Annotated in this window: 17 protein-coding genes and 1 riboswitch; of the genes, 7 read left to right on the top strand and 10 right to left on the bottom strand. The window is 65.3% G+C overall.

Translation table 11 applies throughout. The annotated features are described in order from the left end of the window. Window positions 1-5: 5 nt before the first annotated feature. From E4K65_RS31205 to E4K65_RS31190, 3 genes are all read left to right on the top strand, one after another. Window positions 6-605, top strand: a complete 600-nt coding sequence (locus E4K65_RS31205; protein ID WP_135177384.1) for a histidine phosphatase family protein — start codon at window positions 6-8, stop codon at window positions 603-605. Window positions 606-779: 174 nt separating this feature from the next. Then, the gene (aroC, locus tag E4K65_RS31195) at window positions 780-1868 is read left to right on the top strand and encodes a chorismate synthase (protein ID WP_135177382.1); all 1089 of its coding nucleotides are present in this window, start codon (window positions 780-782) and stop codon (window positions 1866-1868) included. Window positions 1869-2007: 139 nt separating this feature from the next. Continuing rightward, a complete protein-coding gene (locus E4K65_RS31190) occupies window positions 2008-3198 on the top strand; it encodes an adenylate/guanylate cyclase domain-containing protein (RefSeq protein WP_135177381.1) in 1191 nt (396 codons plus the stop codon). Between the two features lie 74 nt (window positions 3199-3272). On the opposite strand, the gene E4K65_RS31185 is transcribed toward E4K65_RS31190, so the two are convergent. The 7 genes from E4K65_RS31185 to E4K65_RS31155 form a co-directional block, all read right to left on the bottom strand. After that, window positions 3273-4577, bottom strand: coding sequence for an FAD-dependent oxidoreductase (locus E4K65_RS31185; RefSeq protein WP_235885787.1), 1305 nt, complete (start codon window positions 4575-4577; stop codon window positions 3273-3275). Between the two features lie 35 nt (window positions 4578-4612). Next, window positions 4613-5647 (bottom strand): ABC transporter substrate-binding protein, encoded by a 1035-nt coding sequence (locus E4K65_RS31180; protein WP_135177379.1) that lies wholly within the window; start codon window positions 5645-5647, stop codon window positions 4613-4615. 99 nt (window positions 5648-5746) lie between these two features. Then, entirely contained in the window at window positions 5747-6052 is a 306-nt protein-coding gene (clpS, locus tag E4K65_RS31175; RefSeq protein WP_092188508.1) for an ATP-dependent Clp protease adapter ClpS, read from the bottom strand. A gap of 43 nt (window positions 6053-6095) precedes the next feature. After that, a complete protein-coding gene (locus tag E4K65_RS31170; RefSeq protein ID WP_135177378.1) occupies window positions 6096-6437 on the bottom strand; it encodes a DUF190 domain-containing protein in 342 nt (113 codons plus the stop codon). A gap of 2 nt (window positions 6438-6439) precedes the next feature. Next, window positions 6440-6865 carry a fluoride efflux transporter CrcB gene (crcB, locus tag E4K65_RS31165; RefSeq protein WP_135177377.1) on the bottom strand — a complete coding sequence of 142 codons (426 nt, stop codon included), beginning with the start codon at window positions 6863-6865 and terminating at the stop codon, window positions 6440-6442. Window positions 6866-6871: 6 nt separating this feature from the next. Then, the gene (gene crcB, locus E4K65_RS31160) at window positions 6872-7306 is read right to left on the bottom strand and encodes a fluoride efflux transporter CrcB (RefSeq protein ID WP_135177376.1); all 435 of its coding nucleotides are present in this window, start codon (window positions 7304-7306) and stop codon (window positions 6872-6874) included. After that, window positions 7281-8489 carry an MFS transporter gene (locus E4K65_RS31155; protein WP_135177375.1) on the bottom strand — a complete coding sequence of 403 codons (1209 nt, stop codon included), beginning with the start codon at window positions 8487-8489 and terminating at the stop codon, window positions 7281-7283. The genes crcB (E4K65_RS31160) and E4K65_RS31155 overlap by 26 nt, the downstream gene beginning before the upstream one ends. Before the next feature lie 127 nt (window positions 8490-8616). Next, a riboswitch (Fluoride riboswitch) is annotated at window positions 8617-8694 on the bottom strand. A gap of 318 nt (window positions 8695-9012) precedes the next feature. Between E4K65_RS31155 and E4K65_RS31150 the strand changes: the two genes are divergently transcribed. Both E4K65_RS31150 and E4K65_RS31145 read left to right on the top strand, forming a co-directional pair. Next, entirely contained in the window at window positions 9013-9876 is an 864-nt protein-coding gene (locus E4K65_RS31150; RefSeq protein WP_135177374.1) for a DUF1194 domain-containing protein, read from the top strand. 160 nt (window positions 9877-10036) lie between these two features. Further along, window positions 10037-10672: a hypothetical protein gene (locus tag E4K65_RS31145; protein ID WP_135177373.1), complete on the top strand. Its 636-nt coding sequence runs from the start codon at window positions 10037-10039 to the stop codon at window positions 10670-10672. Window positions 10673-10711: 39 nt separating this feature from the next. Here the strand turns inward: E4K65_RS31145 and E4K65_RS31140 are convergent, their stop codons facing one another. Both E4K65_RS31140 and E4K65_RS31135 read right to left on the bottom strand, forming a co-directional pair. After that, complete coding sequence (locus E4K65_RS31140; protein WP_135177372.1) at window positions 10712-11485, bottom strand: enoyl-CoA hydratase/isomerase family protein; 774 nt, start codon at window positions 11483-11485, stop codon at window positions 10712-10714. A gap of 16 nt (window positions 11486-11501) precedes the next feature. Next, on the bottom strand, window positions 11502-12329 hold the full coding sequence (locus E4K65_RS31135) for a nucleotidyltransferase domain-containing protein (RefSeq protein ID WP_135177371.1): 828 nt from the start codon (window positions 12327-12329) through the stop codon (window positions 11502-11504). A gap of 129 nt (window positions 12330-12458) precedes the next feature. Here E4K65_RS31135 and E4K65_RS31130 point away from each other — a divergent pair, with 129 nt between their 5' ends. Continuing rightward, window positions 12459-12842, top strand: a complete 384-nt coding sequence (locus E4K65_RS31130; protein ID WP_135177370.1) for a bleomycin resistance protein — start codon at window positions 12459-12461, stop codon at window positions 12840-12842. A 30-nt stretch (window positions 12843-12872) separates the two neighbouring features. Here E4K65_RS31130 and E4K65_RS31125 read toward each other — a convergent pair whose 3' ends face one another. Continuing rightward, entirely contained in the window at window positions 12873-13931 is a 1059-nt protein-coding gene (locus E4K65_RS31125; RefSeq protein ID WP_167771289.1) for a class I SAM-dependent methyltransferase, read from the bottom strand. A gap of 216 nt (window positions 13932-14147) precedes the next feature. Here E4K65_RS31125 and E4K65_RS31120 point away from each other — a divergent pair, with 216 nt between their 5' ends. Next, window positions 14148-14750 carry a hypothetical protein gene (locus tag E4K65_RS31120; RefSeq protein WP_135177368.1) on the top strand — a complete coding sequence of 201 codons (603 nt, stop codon included), beginning with the start codon at window positions 14148-14150 and terminating at the stop codon, window positions 14748-14750. Window positions 14751-14752 lie beyond the last annotated feature (2 nt).

Here is a 14752-nt window from a genome sequence, read left to right as displayed (position 1 = left end):
CGGCAATGCCCGTGCCCACGATCTACTATCTTCGCCACGGCGAGACCGAGTGGAATGCGCTCGGGCGGCTTCAGGGCACCAAGGACGTTCCGCTGAACGCACGCGGCCGTAGCCAGGCGATGCAGGCCGGCGGCATTCTCGCCGACCTGTTCAAGCGCGACGGCCGCGACAAGGCGGCGCTGCCCTATGTGTCGAGCCCGCTCGGCCGCGCGCGCATGACCATGGAGCTTGCGCGCGGCAGGCTCGAATTGCCGGTGGCCGATTATTCGCTCGACGATCGCCTGCGCGAGATCGGCTACGGCGTCTGGGAAGGGCTGACGCTGGCCGAGAGCGAGGCCGCCGATCCCGAAATCTACGCCAGGCGCCTCGCCGACAAATGGACGGTGGGCCCCGCGGGCGGGGAGACCTATGCCGATGTGCAGGTCCGCGTCCGTGCCTGGTACGACCAGCTCCGGACCGACACCGTCGCAGTTGCCCATGGCGGGACCTGCCGGGCCCTGATGGTTTCGCTTGGCCTGGAGACGCCGGCCAGCGCCGCCGAGCTCTATATCGAGCAGGGCGCCGTCTACGTGTTCCGGGACGGGCGGGTGGAGAAGTATAGCTAAGCCGAGTTTTCGTCATTCCAGGGCGGTGCGCAGCACCGAACCCGGAATCTCGAGATTCCGGGTCTGGTCCTTCGGACCATCCCGGAATGACGGGAACACCGTTTGACCGGTTCTGCCTCGCGCGCTACCACCGCAATGTAAATTTGTCAGCATGGATTAGGTCGGCGTCCGCGAATGTCCTTCAACACCTTCGGCCACATGTTCCGCGTCACCACCTTCGGCGAGAGCCATGGGGTGGCGATCGGCTGCGTGGTCGATGGCTGCCCGCCGATGATCCCGCTCACCGAGGCCGACATCCAGGGCGATCTCGATCGCCGCCGGCCCGGCCAGTCGCGCTTCACCACCCAGCGCCAGGAGCTGGATCAGGTGAAGATCCTGTCCGGGGTGATGGCGCATCCGGAGACCGGCGTGCAGGTGACGACGGGCACGCCGATCGGGCTCCTGATCGAGAACACCGACCAGCGCTCCAAGGATTATTCCGAGATCAAGGACAAGTTTCGGCCCGGTCACGCCGACTTCACCTATGAGGCCAAATACGGCCTGCGCGACTATCGCGGCGGCGGACGCTCGTCGGCGCGCGAGACCGCGACGCGGGTTGCCGCCGGTGCGATCGCGCGAAAAGTACTGCCCGACGTCAAGGTGCGCGGCGCGCTGGTGCAGATCGGCCCGCACAAGATCGACCGTGAGAAGTGGGACTGGGACGAGATCGCCAGGAACCCGTTCTTCTGTCCCGACAAGGACAAGGCCGCGTTCTTCGAGACCTATCTCGACGGCATCCGCAAGAGCGGCTCCTCGATCGGCGCGGTGCTCGAGATCGTCGCCGAAGGCGTGCCCGCGGGTCTCGGCGCGCCGATCTACGCCAAGCTCGATTCCGATCTGGCGGGTGCGATGATGACCATCAACGCCGTGAAGGGCGTCGAGATCGGTGCCGGCTTCGGCGCGGCCGAGCTGACGGGCGAAGAGAACGCCGACGAGATGCGCACCGGCAATGACGGCACGCGTTTCCTGTCCAACCACGCCGGCGGCGTGCTGGGCGGCATCTCCACGGGACAGCCGATCGTGGTGCGCTTCGCGGTGAAGCCGACCTCGTCGATCCTCCAGCCGCGTCTCACCGTGGATCGCAAGGGCGCTGATACCGAGATCTTCACCAAGGGGCGCCACGACCCGTGCGTCGGCATCCGTGCCGTCCCCGTCGGCGAGGCCATGATGGCCTGCGTGCTGGCCGATCATTTCATTCGGGATCGCGGGCAGGTGGGACGCTAGAGCAGGGGGTGAGGCGTTAGTGCATGATCGGGAAAAGTGTGAAGCGGTTTTCCGAACAGATCATGCGCCCGCTACAATGTCGCGGTACTAGCCCACCGCGCAGCTTGACGTTCCCAAAACTTCGTCCGCAAATGCGGCCATGCAAAACTCCGAGATCCAGCGCATCACCAACTGGCTGATCGACGGTGCGAGGTCGTCCGGGACCCCTTCCGAGATGATCGCCGAGGTCTGCGAGCATCTGGTCGCGGCCGGCCTGCCGCTGTCGCGGTTCGGCATCTTCATCCGCACGCTGCATCCGGAAATCTTCGGCCGCAACTTCATCTGGCGGCAGGGCGAGAAGGTCGAGATCGGCACCGTCGATTTCGATATCCTGGACACGCCCGAATTCGCCCGGAGCCCGCTCCGGATCGTGTTCGAGGAGGGGCTGGAGGTCCGGGGACGGATGGACGATCCGGACAGCAGGCGGTTTCCGTTCCTCGACGACATGCGCGCCGAAGGCGTGACCGACTACCTCGCGATGCCGATGCACTATCTCGACGGCTCGATCCACGCGACGAGCTGGGTCACGCGGCATCCCGGCGGCTTCAGCGACGACGACATCGCGGCGATCCGCTCCATCGTGACGCCGCTCGCGCGCGTCAGCGAGATCATCAGCCTGCGCCGCACCGCCGAGATGCTGCTCGACACCTATGTCGGCAACCGCGCCGGCGCGCGCATCCTCGGCGGCCAGATCCGCCGCGGCCATAACGACACGATGCAGGCCGCGATCTGGCTCTCGGATCTGCGCGGCTTCACCGCTTTGTCGGATCGGCTGCCGGCCGAGACCGTAGTCGAGATCCTCAACAACTACTTCGACTGCCAGGTGACCGCGATCCGCGGCCATGGCGGCGAGGTGCTGAAATTCATGGGTGATGGCCTGCTCGCGGTGTTTCCGATCGACGAATATGTCGGCGATGCCACGCATGTCTGCGCGCGCGTGCTGGAAGCCGCGCGCGAGTCCCGCGCCAGCGTGGAAGCGCTCGCGCACCCGGTCGGCGACGTCGTCGAGCGCTTCCGCTTCGGCGTTGCGCTGCATGTCGGCAACATCCTCTACGGCAATATCGGCGGCGGCAACCGGCTCGACTTCACCTGCATCGGCCCCGCCGTCAATCTCGCTGCGCGGCTGGAGAAGATCGCCGGCCGGCTTGGCCGCACCGTCGTGGTCTCGGAGGTCTTCGCCAACGCCTGCCGCCACGACTGGCGCGAGCTCGGCGAATTTCCGATCGCGGGGTTTTCGAAGGCGCAGCGCGTGTACGGGCTGGCCGAAGAGACGCCGGTGGTGATGGCCTAAGGGCGTCCAGATCGACGATCACGGCGGTCGGCTGAGCAGAGAGCTACGGCCACCGCTCCCGGCTGCTGCGCATCTCAGTCCGTCCGCTCCAGATTGTCGCGCACGCGCCACTTCAGCGCATCGATGTCGATCTGATGCACGCTGCCGCTGCCGGCGAGGTCGAGCGCGTGCGCAGCGGCGGCGCCCATTGCCATGCAGGGGCCCATCACCCGAACGCTGGAGAGTGCGGCCTTGTCGGCATCGATGCAGCGGCCGGCGGCGACGATGTTGTCGGCTTCCTGCGGCGCCAGGCTGCCGAACGGCACATAGTGGACGTGGTCCTTGTCGAAGACGTGCCAGTGATGGCCGGAGCCGTGGTCGTGCAGTTCGATCGGCCACGCCGTGCGGCCGACCGCGTCTTCGAATTTGGTGCCGGCGCGGACGTCGTCGACCGACAATTGCTGGCGGCCGACGATCCAGCGCGTCTGGCGGATTCCGGGAAAGCCATAGGCGCGGATGCGCGCCTTGCCGAAGCAGGCGGGGAATTCGTTCCTGAGGAAGGCGAAGGCGCGGTCGGCCTGGTCCTTGCCCTCGATGCCCTTGCGGCTCGCCTCCAGCGGCTCCAGTGGCGTCTCGACATGGGTCATGTTCATGGCGGCAACGCCGCGCCCGGGAATGACGAAGGACAGGCCCTCGCGCCGCAACAGTCCGTAGTCGCCGGCCTTCTCTCGCATGCGCGCCGGCAATTCCTCCCGGCTCGGCACCTTGCTCTCGTCGATATTCTCCACGATCAGCATTTGCGTGCCGTAGATCGGGCCGTCGTCCGGCTCGCGGCAGGCAAAGCCCGCCTGCCACACCAGCGCGGCGTCGCCGGAGGCGTCGACGAAGCCGTTCGCCTCGACCTCGACGTCACCGTAGCGGGTGGAGAGATCGATCCCGGTCACGCGCCGGCCGGCGACACGGACATTGTGCATGACGGCGCCGACGATCACGGTGACGCCGGCCGCAAGCATCGCCTTCTCGACCCAGCGGCCGAGCGCGACCTCGTCGTAATAGACGACGGTGGTGTGCGGCCCGCGGCGGTAGAACAGCGCGTTCTCCTGCGCACCGAGGTCGCCCAGGAGATCGTCGGCGATACCGTGGGTGAACTGGTAGCCGTCGCTGCCGTTCGAGAACAGGCCGCAGAAGGTGCCGATGATGGAGTTGACCGCCTGGCCGCCGAGCGCGGGCAGGCTGTCGACCAGCACCACCTTGCGTCCGGCACGCGCGCCCTCGATCGCCGCCGACATGCCGGCCGCACCCGAGCCGACCACGCAGATGTCGGCGACGACGCGCGACGGTTTTTGGTTCGCGGCACGCCGGACGATTTTGGTGCCCGCGGTGACTTCGCTCGCGCTCATGGGTAGCTCCGTGTTCTTGTTGTCGTTGTCGTCAGTCATTTCGGCGCCGTCGGGCGGTCCGGGACGAAGGATTTGTCGATGATCTTCTCGGCATCGATATCGGGTTCGACCATCTTCTGGCGCTTGAACCAGGCGATCTGGCGGGAGATGTCGGCGCTGTCGAGCGCGGGATCGACGACCGACAGCCCGATGCGGAGCTGCTCGACCTTCTGCTCGGTGTACTTGGAGATGATCGCAATCATCGCGTCACCTTCCTCGCTGCGGGCGAATTTGCCGTCCGCATCGCGCTTCAACAGCACGCGCGCATAGTCGTCGGCGCCGCGGCGATAGACGGCCAGCACTTTCTCGACCAGCTTGCGGTTCTTCTCGATCGTCGCGGTCGAAGCCACGACGCAGCCGAGCATCCAGGGCGTCTCGTCGCCGACGAAGCCGAGCACGATCGCATCGCCAGAGGCGACCACCGGGCTGATCGTGGTCGTGGCGGTGAGCGCCGCGTCAAGCTGGCCGCCCTTGATGGCCGCGGCGACATTCGGCAGCGATTGCAGCGGAACGACCCGGACGGAGGTCACGTCGAATTTCAGCTTGTCGGCGATCAGGCCGAGCGAATAATGGAAAGTCGAGCCGACTTGCGTGATGCCGACGGAATGGCCGGGCAAGTCCTTCAGCGTCTTCAGGCCCGAATCATATGCGCGCTTGGAGACGACATAGGCCGTGTTCTGGAAGCCGGGTGCCTCGCGCGCCGTGCCGGCAACCACCTTCAGTCCGCCCTTGCCCGCGAGGTTGTAGAAGGCGGCCGTGAAGCCGGTGAAACCGATGTCGATATCGCCGGAGACGCTGGCTACCGCGATCGGCACGGCGGCATCGAAGAATTTCAGATCGGCCTCGATCCCTTCCTGCTCGAAATAACCACGCTCCTTGGCGAGGAACAACGGGGCTGCCGAGGAGAGCTTCAACAGCCCGATGCGGACCCGTTCGGCCGCTTGCGCCGCGCCGGTGGTGAAGAAGGCGATCGCCGCCAGCGTCAGGACCAGTTGGCCTCTGGTCGCGAAGCTTCTTATTGATATGCCCACTTCCGTCGTTTCCCGCCTTGCTTTTTGTCCGGCCTGCGCCGGTTTGCGGCATTGTCGGCGATCTCCGGCGGGAATGCAAAGTCGGAAGGCGCGGATGGCCTATTCCTCCGGCTCCGTCGTGAACAGCAGCGGATAGCCCTTGGCGCGGCCGGCGTCGGTGGCGCGCGTTGCCTTGGTCTCGGCGACGTCCTTGGTGAACACGGCGACCACGCAGGCGCCCAGCTTGTGCGCCGTGATCATCACCTTGTAGGCCTGATCTTCCGTCATGCGGAACTCGGCCTTGAGGATCATCGTGACGAACTCGCGCGGCGTGTAGTCGTCGTTGATCAGGATGACCTTGTGCAGCTTCGGTCGCTCGACCTTGGTCTTGGTCCTGGTTTTCGGCTTGGTGACGGCGTCGTTCATTCCGCCTCCTGGACACGGCGGGCTCGGGTTCCTGCCGGAGCGATCAGCTCGCGGCCCTCTCACCATATTGCAGGACCTGCACCTTCTCCAAGGTGATCAGCCCGCTCGACATCATGCCATCCAGGATGGGCAGGAATGCGTTGATGTTGTCCTCGCTGTCGACAATCTCGATCAGCAGCGGCAGGTCTTCCGAGAGCCGCAGGATTTTCGAGGTGTGCAGCCGGCTCGACTTGCCGAACCCCATCGGACCGCGCAGCACGGTGGCGCCGGCGAGGTGCAGCTCGCGCGCCTTCATCACGATCGCTTCATAGAGCGGCCTGCCGTCGCAATGGTCGCTCTCGCCGATGAAGATGCGGAGCGAAACGGCCTGATTGGGAATTTGCATGGTCAGCTCCTTCTCAAGCGGTTGTAGCGGCTCGCCATCATATGGCCGAGCCAGACCGACACCAGCCAGCAGACGACGGAGGAGGCGACATAGGCCAGCGCGGTGTATTTCATGCCGCCATGGACCAGGCGGAAGGTTTCCAGGCTGAAGGCCGAGAAGGTGGTGTAGCCGCCGCAGAACCCGGTCATGACGAACTGCCGGTGCTCGGGCCGTGCCAGCATGCGGCCGTCCGGGCCGGTCAGCGTCGCATAGAATCCGATGATCAGCGAGCCGGTGGCATTGATGAACAGGGTCGCGACGGGAAAGCCCGGACCGGTAACGAGCGCGAGCCCGACCAGATAGCGCGTCAGGCCACCGACGACGCTGCCGGCGGAAACCCAGGCATAGAGCATCGCGCTGCGCCGGCGCTCGGCGGAGGGAGAATTCATCGGCCGCTACCCTCCAAGACCGTCAGCGAGCAGGAAGCCGCAGCTGACGGCGGCGAGGCACAGTCCGACCGAGAAGGCGACGTTGCCGAGCGCATGCATGGGCTCGCCGTTACGGGCGAGCGTCAGCGTTTGCAGGCTGAACGAGGACACCGTGGTGTAGCAGCCGAGGAAACCGGTCACCGCGAACAGCCATGGATTGGGCGAGGCGAACATCGAGCCGGGATGGGTTGCCAGCGCGCCAAAAATGCCGATCAGGAAGGCGCCGGTGACGTTGATGGTCATGGTGCCCCACGGAAACGTCTCGCCCAGCCGCCGCGCGATCGCGCCGGAGATGAAATAGCGCGCACAGCCGCCCAGCACGCTGCCGATCACAATGGCAAGCACCCCGCTCAACACGATGAACAACTCCCCGTCATCATTTGCCCTCCGCTGCCAGCCCATTGCCGACGGCGAGCAGCCCCACGAGCGACACCAGCGCGAAGCCGAGCCCTGCCAGGAACGTGCCGGCCGGACCATAGGCGTCCCACAGCGCACCTGCGATCACGCTCGCGGCCAGCAGTGCCAGGCCCGTGAACAGGTTGAAATAGCCGAATGCGGTGCCGCGCAAGCTTGGCGGCGCGGCATCGGCGACGAGGGCCGAGAGCAGGCCTTGCGTCAATCCCATATGCAGCCCCCACAACGCGACACCGAGCGCCAGGCCGCCAAGGTTCGGCAGCAGCGCGAGTGCGAGGTCGGCGCCGCAGAGGAAGAGGAGGCCGAGCGCGAGCAGGGCGGTCCGGTTGATGCGGTCCGACAACACGCCGGCCGGATAGGCCGACAGCGCGTAGACGATGTTCATCAGCACCAGCACCGCAGGCACCCACATCGCATTGAGGCCGATGTTCTGCGCGCGCAGGATCAGGAAGGCTTCGCTGAAGCGCGCGAGCGTGAAGACGATTCCGACCGCCACGACGCGCCAGTAGACCGCTCCGAGCTGCCGCATCGCAGCGAGATTGAGCGGATTTTTCGCAGATTCCCGGCTTGGGTCCGGCTCCGGCTCGCTCACGGCAAAGGCGATCAGGCCGAAGGACAGAAAGGCCGGCAGCACGGCAACCCAGAACACGGCGGTAAAATTGTCAGCCGTCCACCACATCAGGCCGATCGCCGCGAGCGGTCCGACGAAGGCGCCGATGGTGTCGAGCGATTGGCGCAGGCCAAAGCTCGCGCCGCGCAGGCCGATGGGAGCGATATCGGCGATCAGCGCATCGCGCGGCGCGCCGCGGATGCCCTTGCCGACCCGGTCGATGAAGCGCGCGGCCACCAGCCATTCGACGCTGGGCGCGAGCGGGAACAGCGGTTTGGTGAAGGCAGCCAGCCCGTAGCCGAGGGCGGCGAGCAGCTTGCGGCGGCCGAGCCAGTCCGACAGCGCGCCGGAGAAGATCTTGGTGATCGAGGCCGTCGCCTCCGCAATTCCCTCGATGAAGCCGACCGTGAGCGTCGAGGCGCCGAGCACGGTGACGAGATAGACCGGCAGCAGCGCGTGGATCATCTCGGAGGAGACGTCCATCAGCATCGAGACGAAGCCGAGCACCCAGATCCCTCTGGGCAGCCCGGCACGCGCAGCATTCGGTGTCGTCGTCGTCACGCCTCGGATTTCCCCTTGGCCTTCACGTCCTGGCCTTCTCGCTGCTTTCGTCGTCAGGCAACAAAAAACCCGCCATCGGCGGGTTCGTCCATGCTCCCGCCAAAGGCAGAGGCTCAAAATTGCCCCACCTCAAGCAGGAGTCATCAGCCCATCACGGTCACCGACCGCCGGGCGGTTGTCGGGGGACTCCATCCCCATCGGTGCGGCCAGCCTAGCATGGAAATCGCGTCGGACAAGTGGGCGGGACGCTCCATCCCACGAGTCGTTATTCCAGGGCGACGCGCAGTATCGAACCCGGAATCTCGAGATTCCCGGACGCAGGGCGCGCCGGAGCTTCGCGTTTCGCGAGCCCTGGAATGACGGCGCAGGTGATTGCGCGTTCCGACGTCATCGCTATGGCCAAACGACGGCAAGTCGCCGCAACGACGCAAATTCCTAACTTGAATGTGAAGCGCAAGCGATCTTCGCACTTTGCGGCTAGGCGATTGCATGTCACCATCGCGTCATACGACGGGAGGCTGCGATGCGCTTGCTGTTCTCGATCGGGGCTGTGCTGGTGGCCGGCGTGCTCGCCGGGGGGGATGTTGCGGGCTTCGCCGCACCAGGACCTAAATTTGAGGCGTCCAAGGATCGATCGCAGCGGCCGGCGGCCGACAGGGACGCGCAGACGGTCGATGTCGAACTGGTCCTTGCGGTCGACGTCTCCTACTCCATGGACATGGACGAGCTCGCGATCCAGCGCGAAGGCTATGCGCAGGCGATCCAGTCGAAGGAGTTCTTGCAGGCGCTGAAGCTCGGTCCGAACGGCCGGATCGCGGTGACCTATTTCGAGTGGGCTGCTTCCAGCGACCAGAAGATCATCATTCCCTGGCGGTTGATCGACGGACCGGAGACCGCGGATGCGGTCGCCGCCGAAATCTTGAAGACGCCGATCCGGCGCGCCTCGCGCACATCGATCTCCGGCGCGATCACGTTCGCGATGCCGCTGTTCGACGAGGATCCCTATCGGGGCTTGCGCCGCGTCATCGACATCTCCGGCGACGGTCCCAACAACAATGGCGGCCCGGTCACGGTGGCGCGCGACGCCGCGCTCGAGAAAGGCATCATCATCAACGGCCTGCCGATCATGGTCAAGGAGCCGTCCTATTCGACCATGGATATCGACAATCTCGACTACTACTACGAGGATTGCGTGATCGGCGGTCCCGGCTCCTTCGTCATCACGATCAAGGACCGCGAGAAGTTCAAGGAAGCGATCCGCACCAAGCTCCTGATGGAGGTCGCAGGCCGCACGCCGGAGCGTCCCGTGGTGCGCGTTGCGGACAAGGAGCCGCGCGTCAGCTGCATGATCGGCGAGAAGATCTGGTCGGATCGCTGGGGACGCTAAGGCAGGCCCCGGCTGAGGCGTTTTGCCGTGTCAGCCGGCGGTTGAACTTAACCGCTCGTTAACCTGCGCGTGGCCCTAATCGGATGGTTCCGTTCATTTCCGGCCAGCATCCTGACATTGCTGGAGCGAACGAAAGCGGGTTTTTCCGCCGAGCAATCCAATGGCCATCGTCACATCGAGCACCAGCCAGATTTCGCCCGCGAACGAGCGCATCTTTCACCAGAGCACTCTGGTCGGTGACTGGAAGGGCAATTGGGTGGGCAACAACCAGCCCGTCGGCTTCAAGGTCGTGAACATCCGCGGTGCCCGGGCGCAGGTCGAGTATACCCATAACGGGCATACCGAACGCGGCTTCGGCGAGGTCCAGGGCTCGCTTATCACCTTCGGCGGCGTCACGGTCGGCACCAAGGACGGCAAGAACATGGTGCTCCTGTTCTCCGCGGGTGGCGCTGGCAAGCAGACCGCCAATCTCGAGAAACAGGCGCCTCCGGCCTCCGACAGCCGTCTCATGGGAAGCTGGGGCGGCTATTCCAGCGACAACGGCAAGAGCGCGAGCTTCAAGGTGCTCGCCGTCAACGGCAAGGAGGCGCAGGTCAGCGTCACCACCGACGGCATCACCCGGCAGGGCACCGGCTACGTCTACAAGAACGTCATCATGTTCGGGCAGGCGCAGATTGCGACCGATGACGGGAAGAACGGCAAGATCATCTACCAGGTCGGCACCAAGTCCTTCATGGTGCCCGTGACGAAATATCCACCGGCCGATTCATCGTCTTCGGTCGACAAGACCGCCTGAACGCTTCGCATTCCCGACTCGCGCGGTGGCCGGCCGTCCTCACCATTTCGCTGCCCGCTTCTCCACGAACGCCCTCAGGCCCTCCTGCGCCTCGTCCGACGTCGCGACGTTGCAGAAGTCGTCCACGGCGCTGGCAATGCTGCGCCGATAGTCGAGGTCGATCTGGCGCATGAAGGCGGCCCGGCCCATCCGCAGCACCGCGGCCGATTTCGCGGCGAACCGCGCCGCGAGCCTCACGACCTCGGCCTCGAGCTCCGTATCTCCGACGACGCGGTTCACCACGCCGAGTTCGCGTGCCTCGGCGGCGCTGAAGACGCGGCCGGTGAACAGCAGCTCGAAAGCGCGGTGGCGTCCGACGATGCGCGGCAGATGCGCGTAGTGGATCGCGGGAATGACGCCGACGTCGATCTCGGGATAGCCGAACGTTGCACTCTCGGATGCCAGCACGACGTCGCAGGACACTGCCATGGTCATGCCACCGCCGCGGGCCGCGCCAGCGACCGCAGCGATCGACGGCTTTCCGAGCCCGTACTGGGCATCGTAAAGGTCGATATAGAGCGCCTGGAGGAATTCGCGGATCTCGGCGCCAGGCTTGCCGAGCAGGATGTCGAGATCGAGGCCCGCCGAAAAGCGCCTGGCAATCGCGCTCGCCAGCACGACCACGCGCGCATCCGCATCGTCGGCGGCGCGGCGGAGCGCCGCGACCACCGAGCGGATGACCTCGAGGCTCAGCGCATTGACGGGCGGGCGGCGCAGCGTGATGCGGGCGATGTTGCCGATGCATTCGTAAGTGACGGGACTGTCGGATGTCACCTGGTGCTCCGTGTTTTCAAGACGTCAGCAGCTTCAGCTGTCGGTCGATCCTGCGCAAGACTTCGCAAGCCGGCGCCAAGGCGCCGCTGCCGATCTGCCGCCAGATCTCGTCCGCCTGCTGCACCAGATGCGGGATGGTCAGCGGGAGGCCGGCCGCCTCCTGGACCGCGCCCTTTTCATTGACGAGATAGCGTTCGTTCAGTGCGAACAGCACCTGCGCGAGGCACGCGAGCGACCTGTAGAGGCATCCCGCGACATGGGTCTGTTCGCCGCGCGCCACCGCAAGCTCCGTATTCTCGATACCGAACGAGATTTCCCACTGAAAGCGCCGGATCAACGCCGTACGCAGCGGCGACGGATAGGGCAGCGCAATCGATTTCAGCCGGGCGATTAGCGCCTGCGGATCGTGCAGTGGCCGGCAATAGGCGATCTCGCCCATCCAGATCGCCGAGCAGAAGCCGTGCGGATGACCAGGCTGGTAGTCCATGGTGACCACGCCGGCGCGGCAGGATTGCATCACCGCCTCGACCGCGTCGGCGTTGCGGTAGAGCAGGTCCACCTTGCGGCCTTCCACCGACAGCCAGGCGCCGCCGACGATCCACGGGCCCCATTCGCCGACCGGCGTCACGGCCGTGGCGGCGGGATCGTCGGCGATCTCCTTTGCGGCGGCGAGTAGCCGATCCGTATCGAGCGAACTCGCCGCCGAGAAGTACAATCCCATGTCGTAATCGGAGGAAGCATGCGCGCTGCCCCGCGCGCGCGAGCCGCCGAGCACGATGGCAGCGATGCCCGGCACCTTGGCAAAGGCGGATGTCAGGCGCGTGAGCAGGGGATCGTGCGGCATGACTCCCGTTCCGGCGGACTCGCGCCGCCTTGTTCGGGCGACAGCTTACGGTGCGGCTTGGGCTGTGCAAGACCTCCAGCGCGCATGTTAGCCTGCGCGCCGGAGATTGCTTGCCAGAGGGAGGGACCAATGACCGACGAACACCCGATGATGGCCGGCTCCGCCACCGTCTTCGTCGTCTCCGACATCACTGCCAGCCTCGCCTATTACCGCGACGTGCTCGGCTTCGAGGTCACCTTCGAATACGGTCAGCCTCCGTCTTATGCCTGCCTCTGCCGTGATGAGGTCGGCCTGCACTTGCTCGCGGCGGCCGCAACGAAACGGTTGCCCGGACAGGGCGGTCTTTGCGTTTTCGTCAGAGATGTCGACCGGATCTATGCCGAGGTATCAGGACGCGGTGCCAGGCTGCTCAATCAACCGGAGGACCGCGACTATGGCATGCGCGACTTCGACGTCGTGGATGCCGACGGCAATCAGCTCACATTTGGCATGGGGACGGGCGCCGCGGCCTGACATCGTCGGCCGCACACGTCCGCCGTTGAGTCAGATGCGCGCCTCCAGGATCAGGTTGAACGGCGTCTCGGCGGCGCGGCGGAAGCGCGTCAGGCCGCCTTCGCGGGCGACCTTGCGCAGCCTTGCTTCGCCCGCTTGTGCACCCAGTGCGAGGCCGACCTCCTGGTCGAGCGAGGCCGGTGTGCAGATCATGGTCGACGCCGCATAGTAGACGCGGCCGACGGGATTGAGATTGTCTTCGAGGCGGTCGCCCGCGAACGGCTCGACCAGCATGCAGGTGCCGTCCTTGGCCATGGATTCGCGCACGTGGCTGATGGCGCCGACGGGATCGCCCATGTCGTGCAGGCAATCGAAGAAGCAGACGAGATCGTAGCCTTCGGCCGGATAGGTCTTGGCCGAGTGAACAGCGAAGCTGACCCGGTCGCCCAGCTTGGCCTCGACGGTCGCCTTTCGCGCAGCCTCGATCGAGCCCTCGTGATAGTCGAAGCCGTAGAATTGGGAGTTCGGGAAGGCTTTCGCCATGAGCCGCGTCGAAACGCCATGTCCGCAACCGACATCGGCGACTTTGGCGCCGCGCTCGAGCTTGTCCACGACGCCGTCGAGCGCGGGCAGCCACTCCTGCACCAGATGATGCATGTAGCCGGTGCGGAAGAAGCGGGCGGTGCCGCAGAACAGGCACTCGCTCCGCCGGTTCCAACCGACACCCTTGCCGGACTTGAATGCATCCGTAATCTTCGGTTCGTCGAGAAACGCCGCGGCAATGACATTGCCGACTGCGCCGAGGAACACCGGGCTGTCCTCGTCGGCAAGCGCCATCGCCTGCTCCGGCAGCATCGAGAATTTTCCTGAAGCGGTATCATATTCGACGTAACCAGAAGCCGCCTGGCTCGCCAGCCACTCGCGGACGTAGCGTTCGTTCGTTCCGGTGGCGCTCGCCAGCTCGGCGGAGTTCATCGGTCCCTTGGCGGCGAGGGCGCGGTAGAGGCCGAGCTTATCGCCCAGCAGGACCAGCGATGCGTTCATCGCCGCCCCCACCTCGGTGATCATCTTGCCCATAAAGGCATTCAACCTGTCGGAATTGACCTCCATGACAACCTCCATCCAATGGCGTTTTCAAAGGTCTTTCGGACCAAGGCATGGGCGCGGGCTTGCGCGTCCCTTAAATGGGTCCATCCGTCACGGAGCAGGTTCAATGTGTCAGGAAAAGGTGATCCCGGAACTGGATGAGCCGGCCACCGGCATCGCGTCGCTGGCAATCTTGTGGTCCTGCGAGTATGATTTTGGGACGTTCTGACGGTTACCCGAATGCTAGGCTCTACTTCTTCACGTGCGCTCGCAACCCTCTTCGCCGTGCTCTGCTTCTGCGGAGCCCCGGCTCATGCGCAAGTTGCACCCTTGAGGTATTGGGTCCCGGGTGGGGCCTTCGGCTATGGCGACAGTGCCGGCCAGAGCTCCGACACTTACGGCAATTTTCCAAGCTTCAATACGAGCGACGCAGGCGGGCGCGCCAATTTTGCGAACGGCTTCTTTGTCGGCAGCCAGCGCGGCAACCTCAATTGGAGCGGTCTCGGCCGGGCGGGACAGGCCGGCAATTTCAGCGCGCTCTCCTATGACAGCTCACAGTTCGGTTACAACACCAAGACTGCGGGCGGGTTGCCCGTCACGTTCTTTGCCGGTTTCGACACGCTGAAATATGGCAACGGCATTGGCAGTTCGCTTGCGCCGCTCACCTCCGGCGCCGCGCCCGGATACGGTGCGTTCGCGGGCGTCGAATTCAAGCCGACCTCCAACCTCAGCCTGTCGTTCGGGGCCGGGTTCACCCAGCAGGACTCGAGCCGCATGGACAGCGATATCAGATCGAACATGCTGCCCGGCGAGTCACCGGCATTGAGCGGCCTTCGGCGCTAGAA

It is taken from the genome of Bradyrhizobium niftali (genome assembly GCF_004571025.1).
In the GTDB taxonomy this organism is placed as follows: Bacteria; Pseudomonadota; Alphaproteobacteria; order Rhizobiales; family Xanthobacteraceae; genus Bradyrhizobium; species Bradyrhizobium niftali.
Note: the sequence above shows the minus strand (reverse complement) of the source record. Positions and strands in the feature narration are given on the sequence as shown.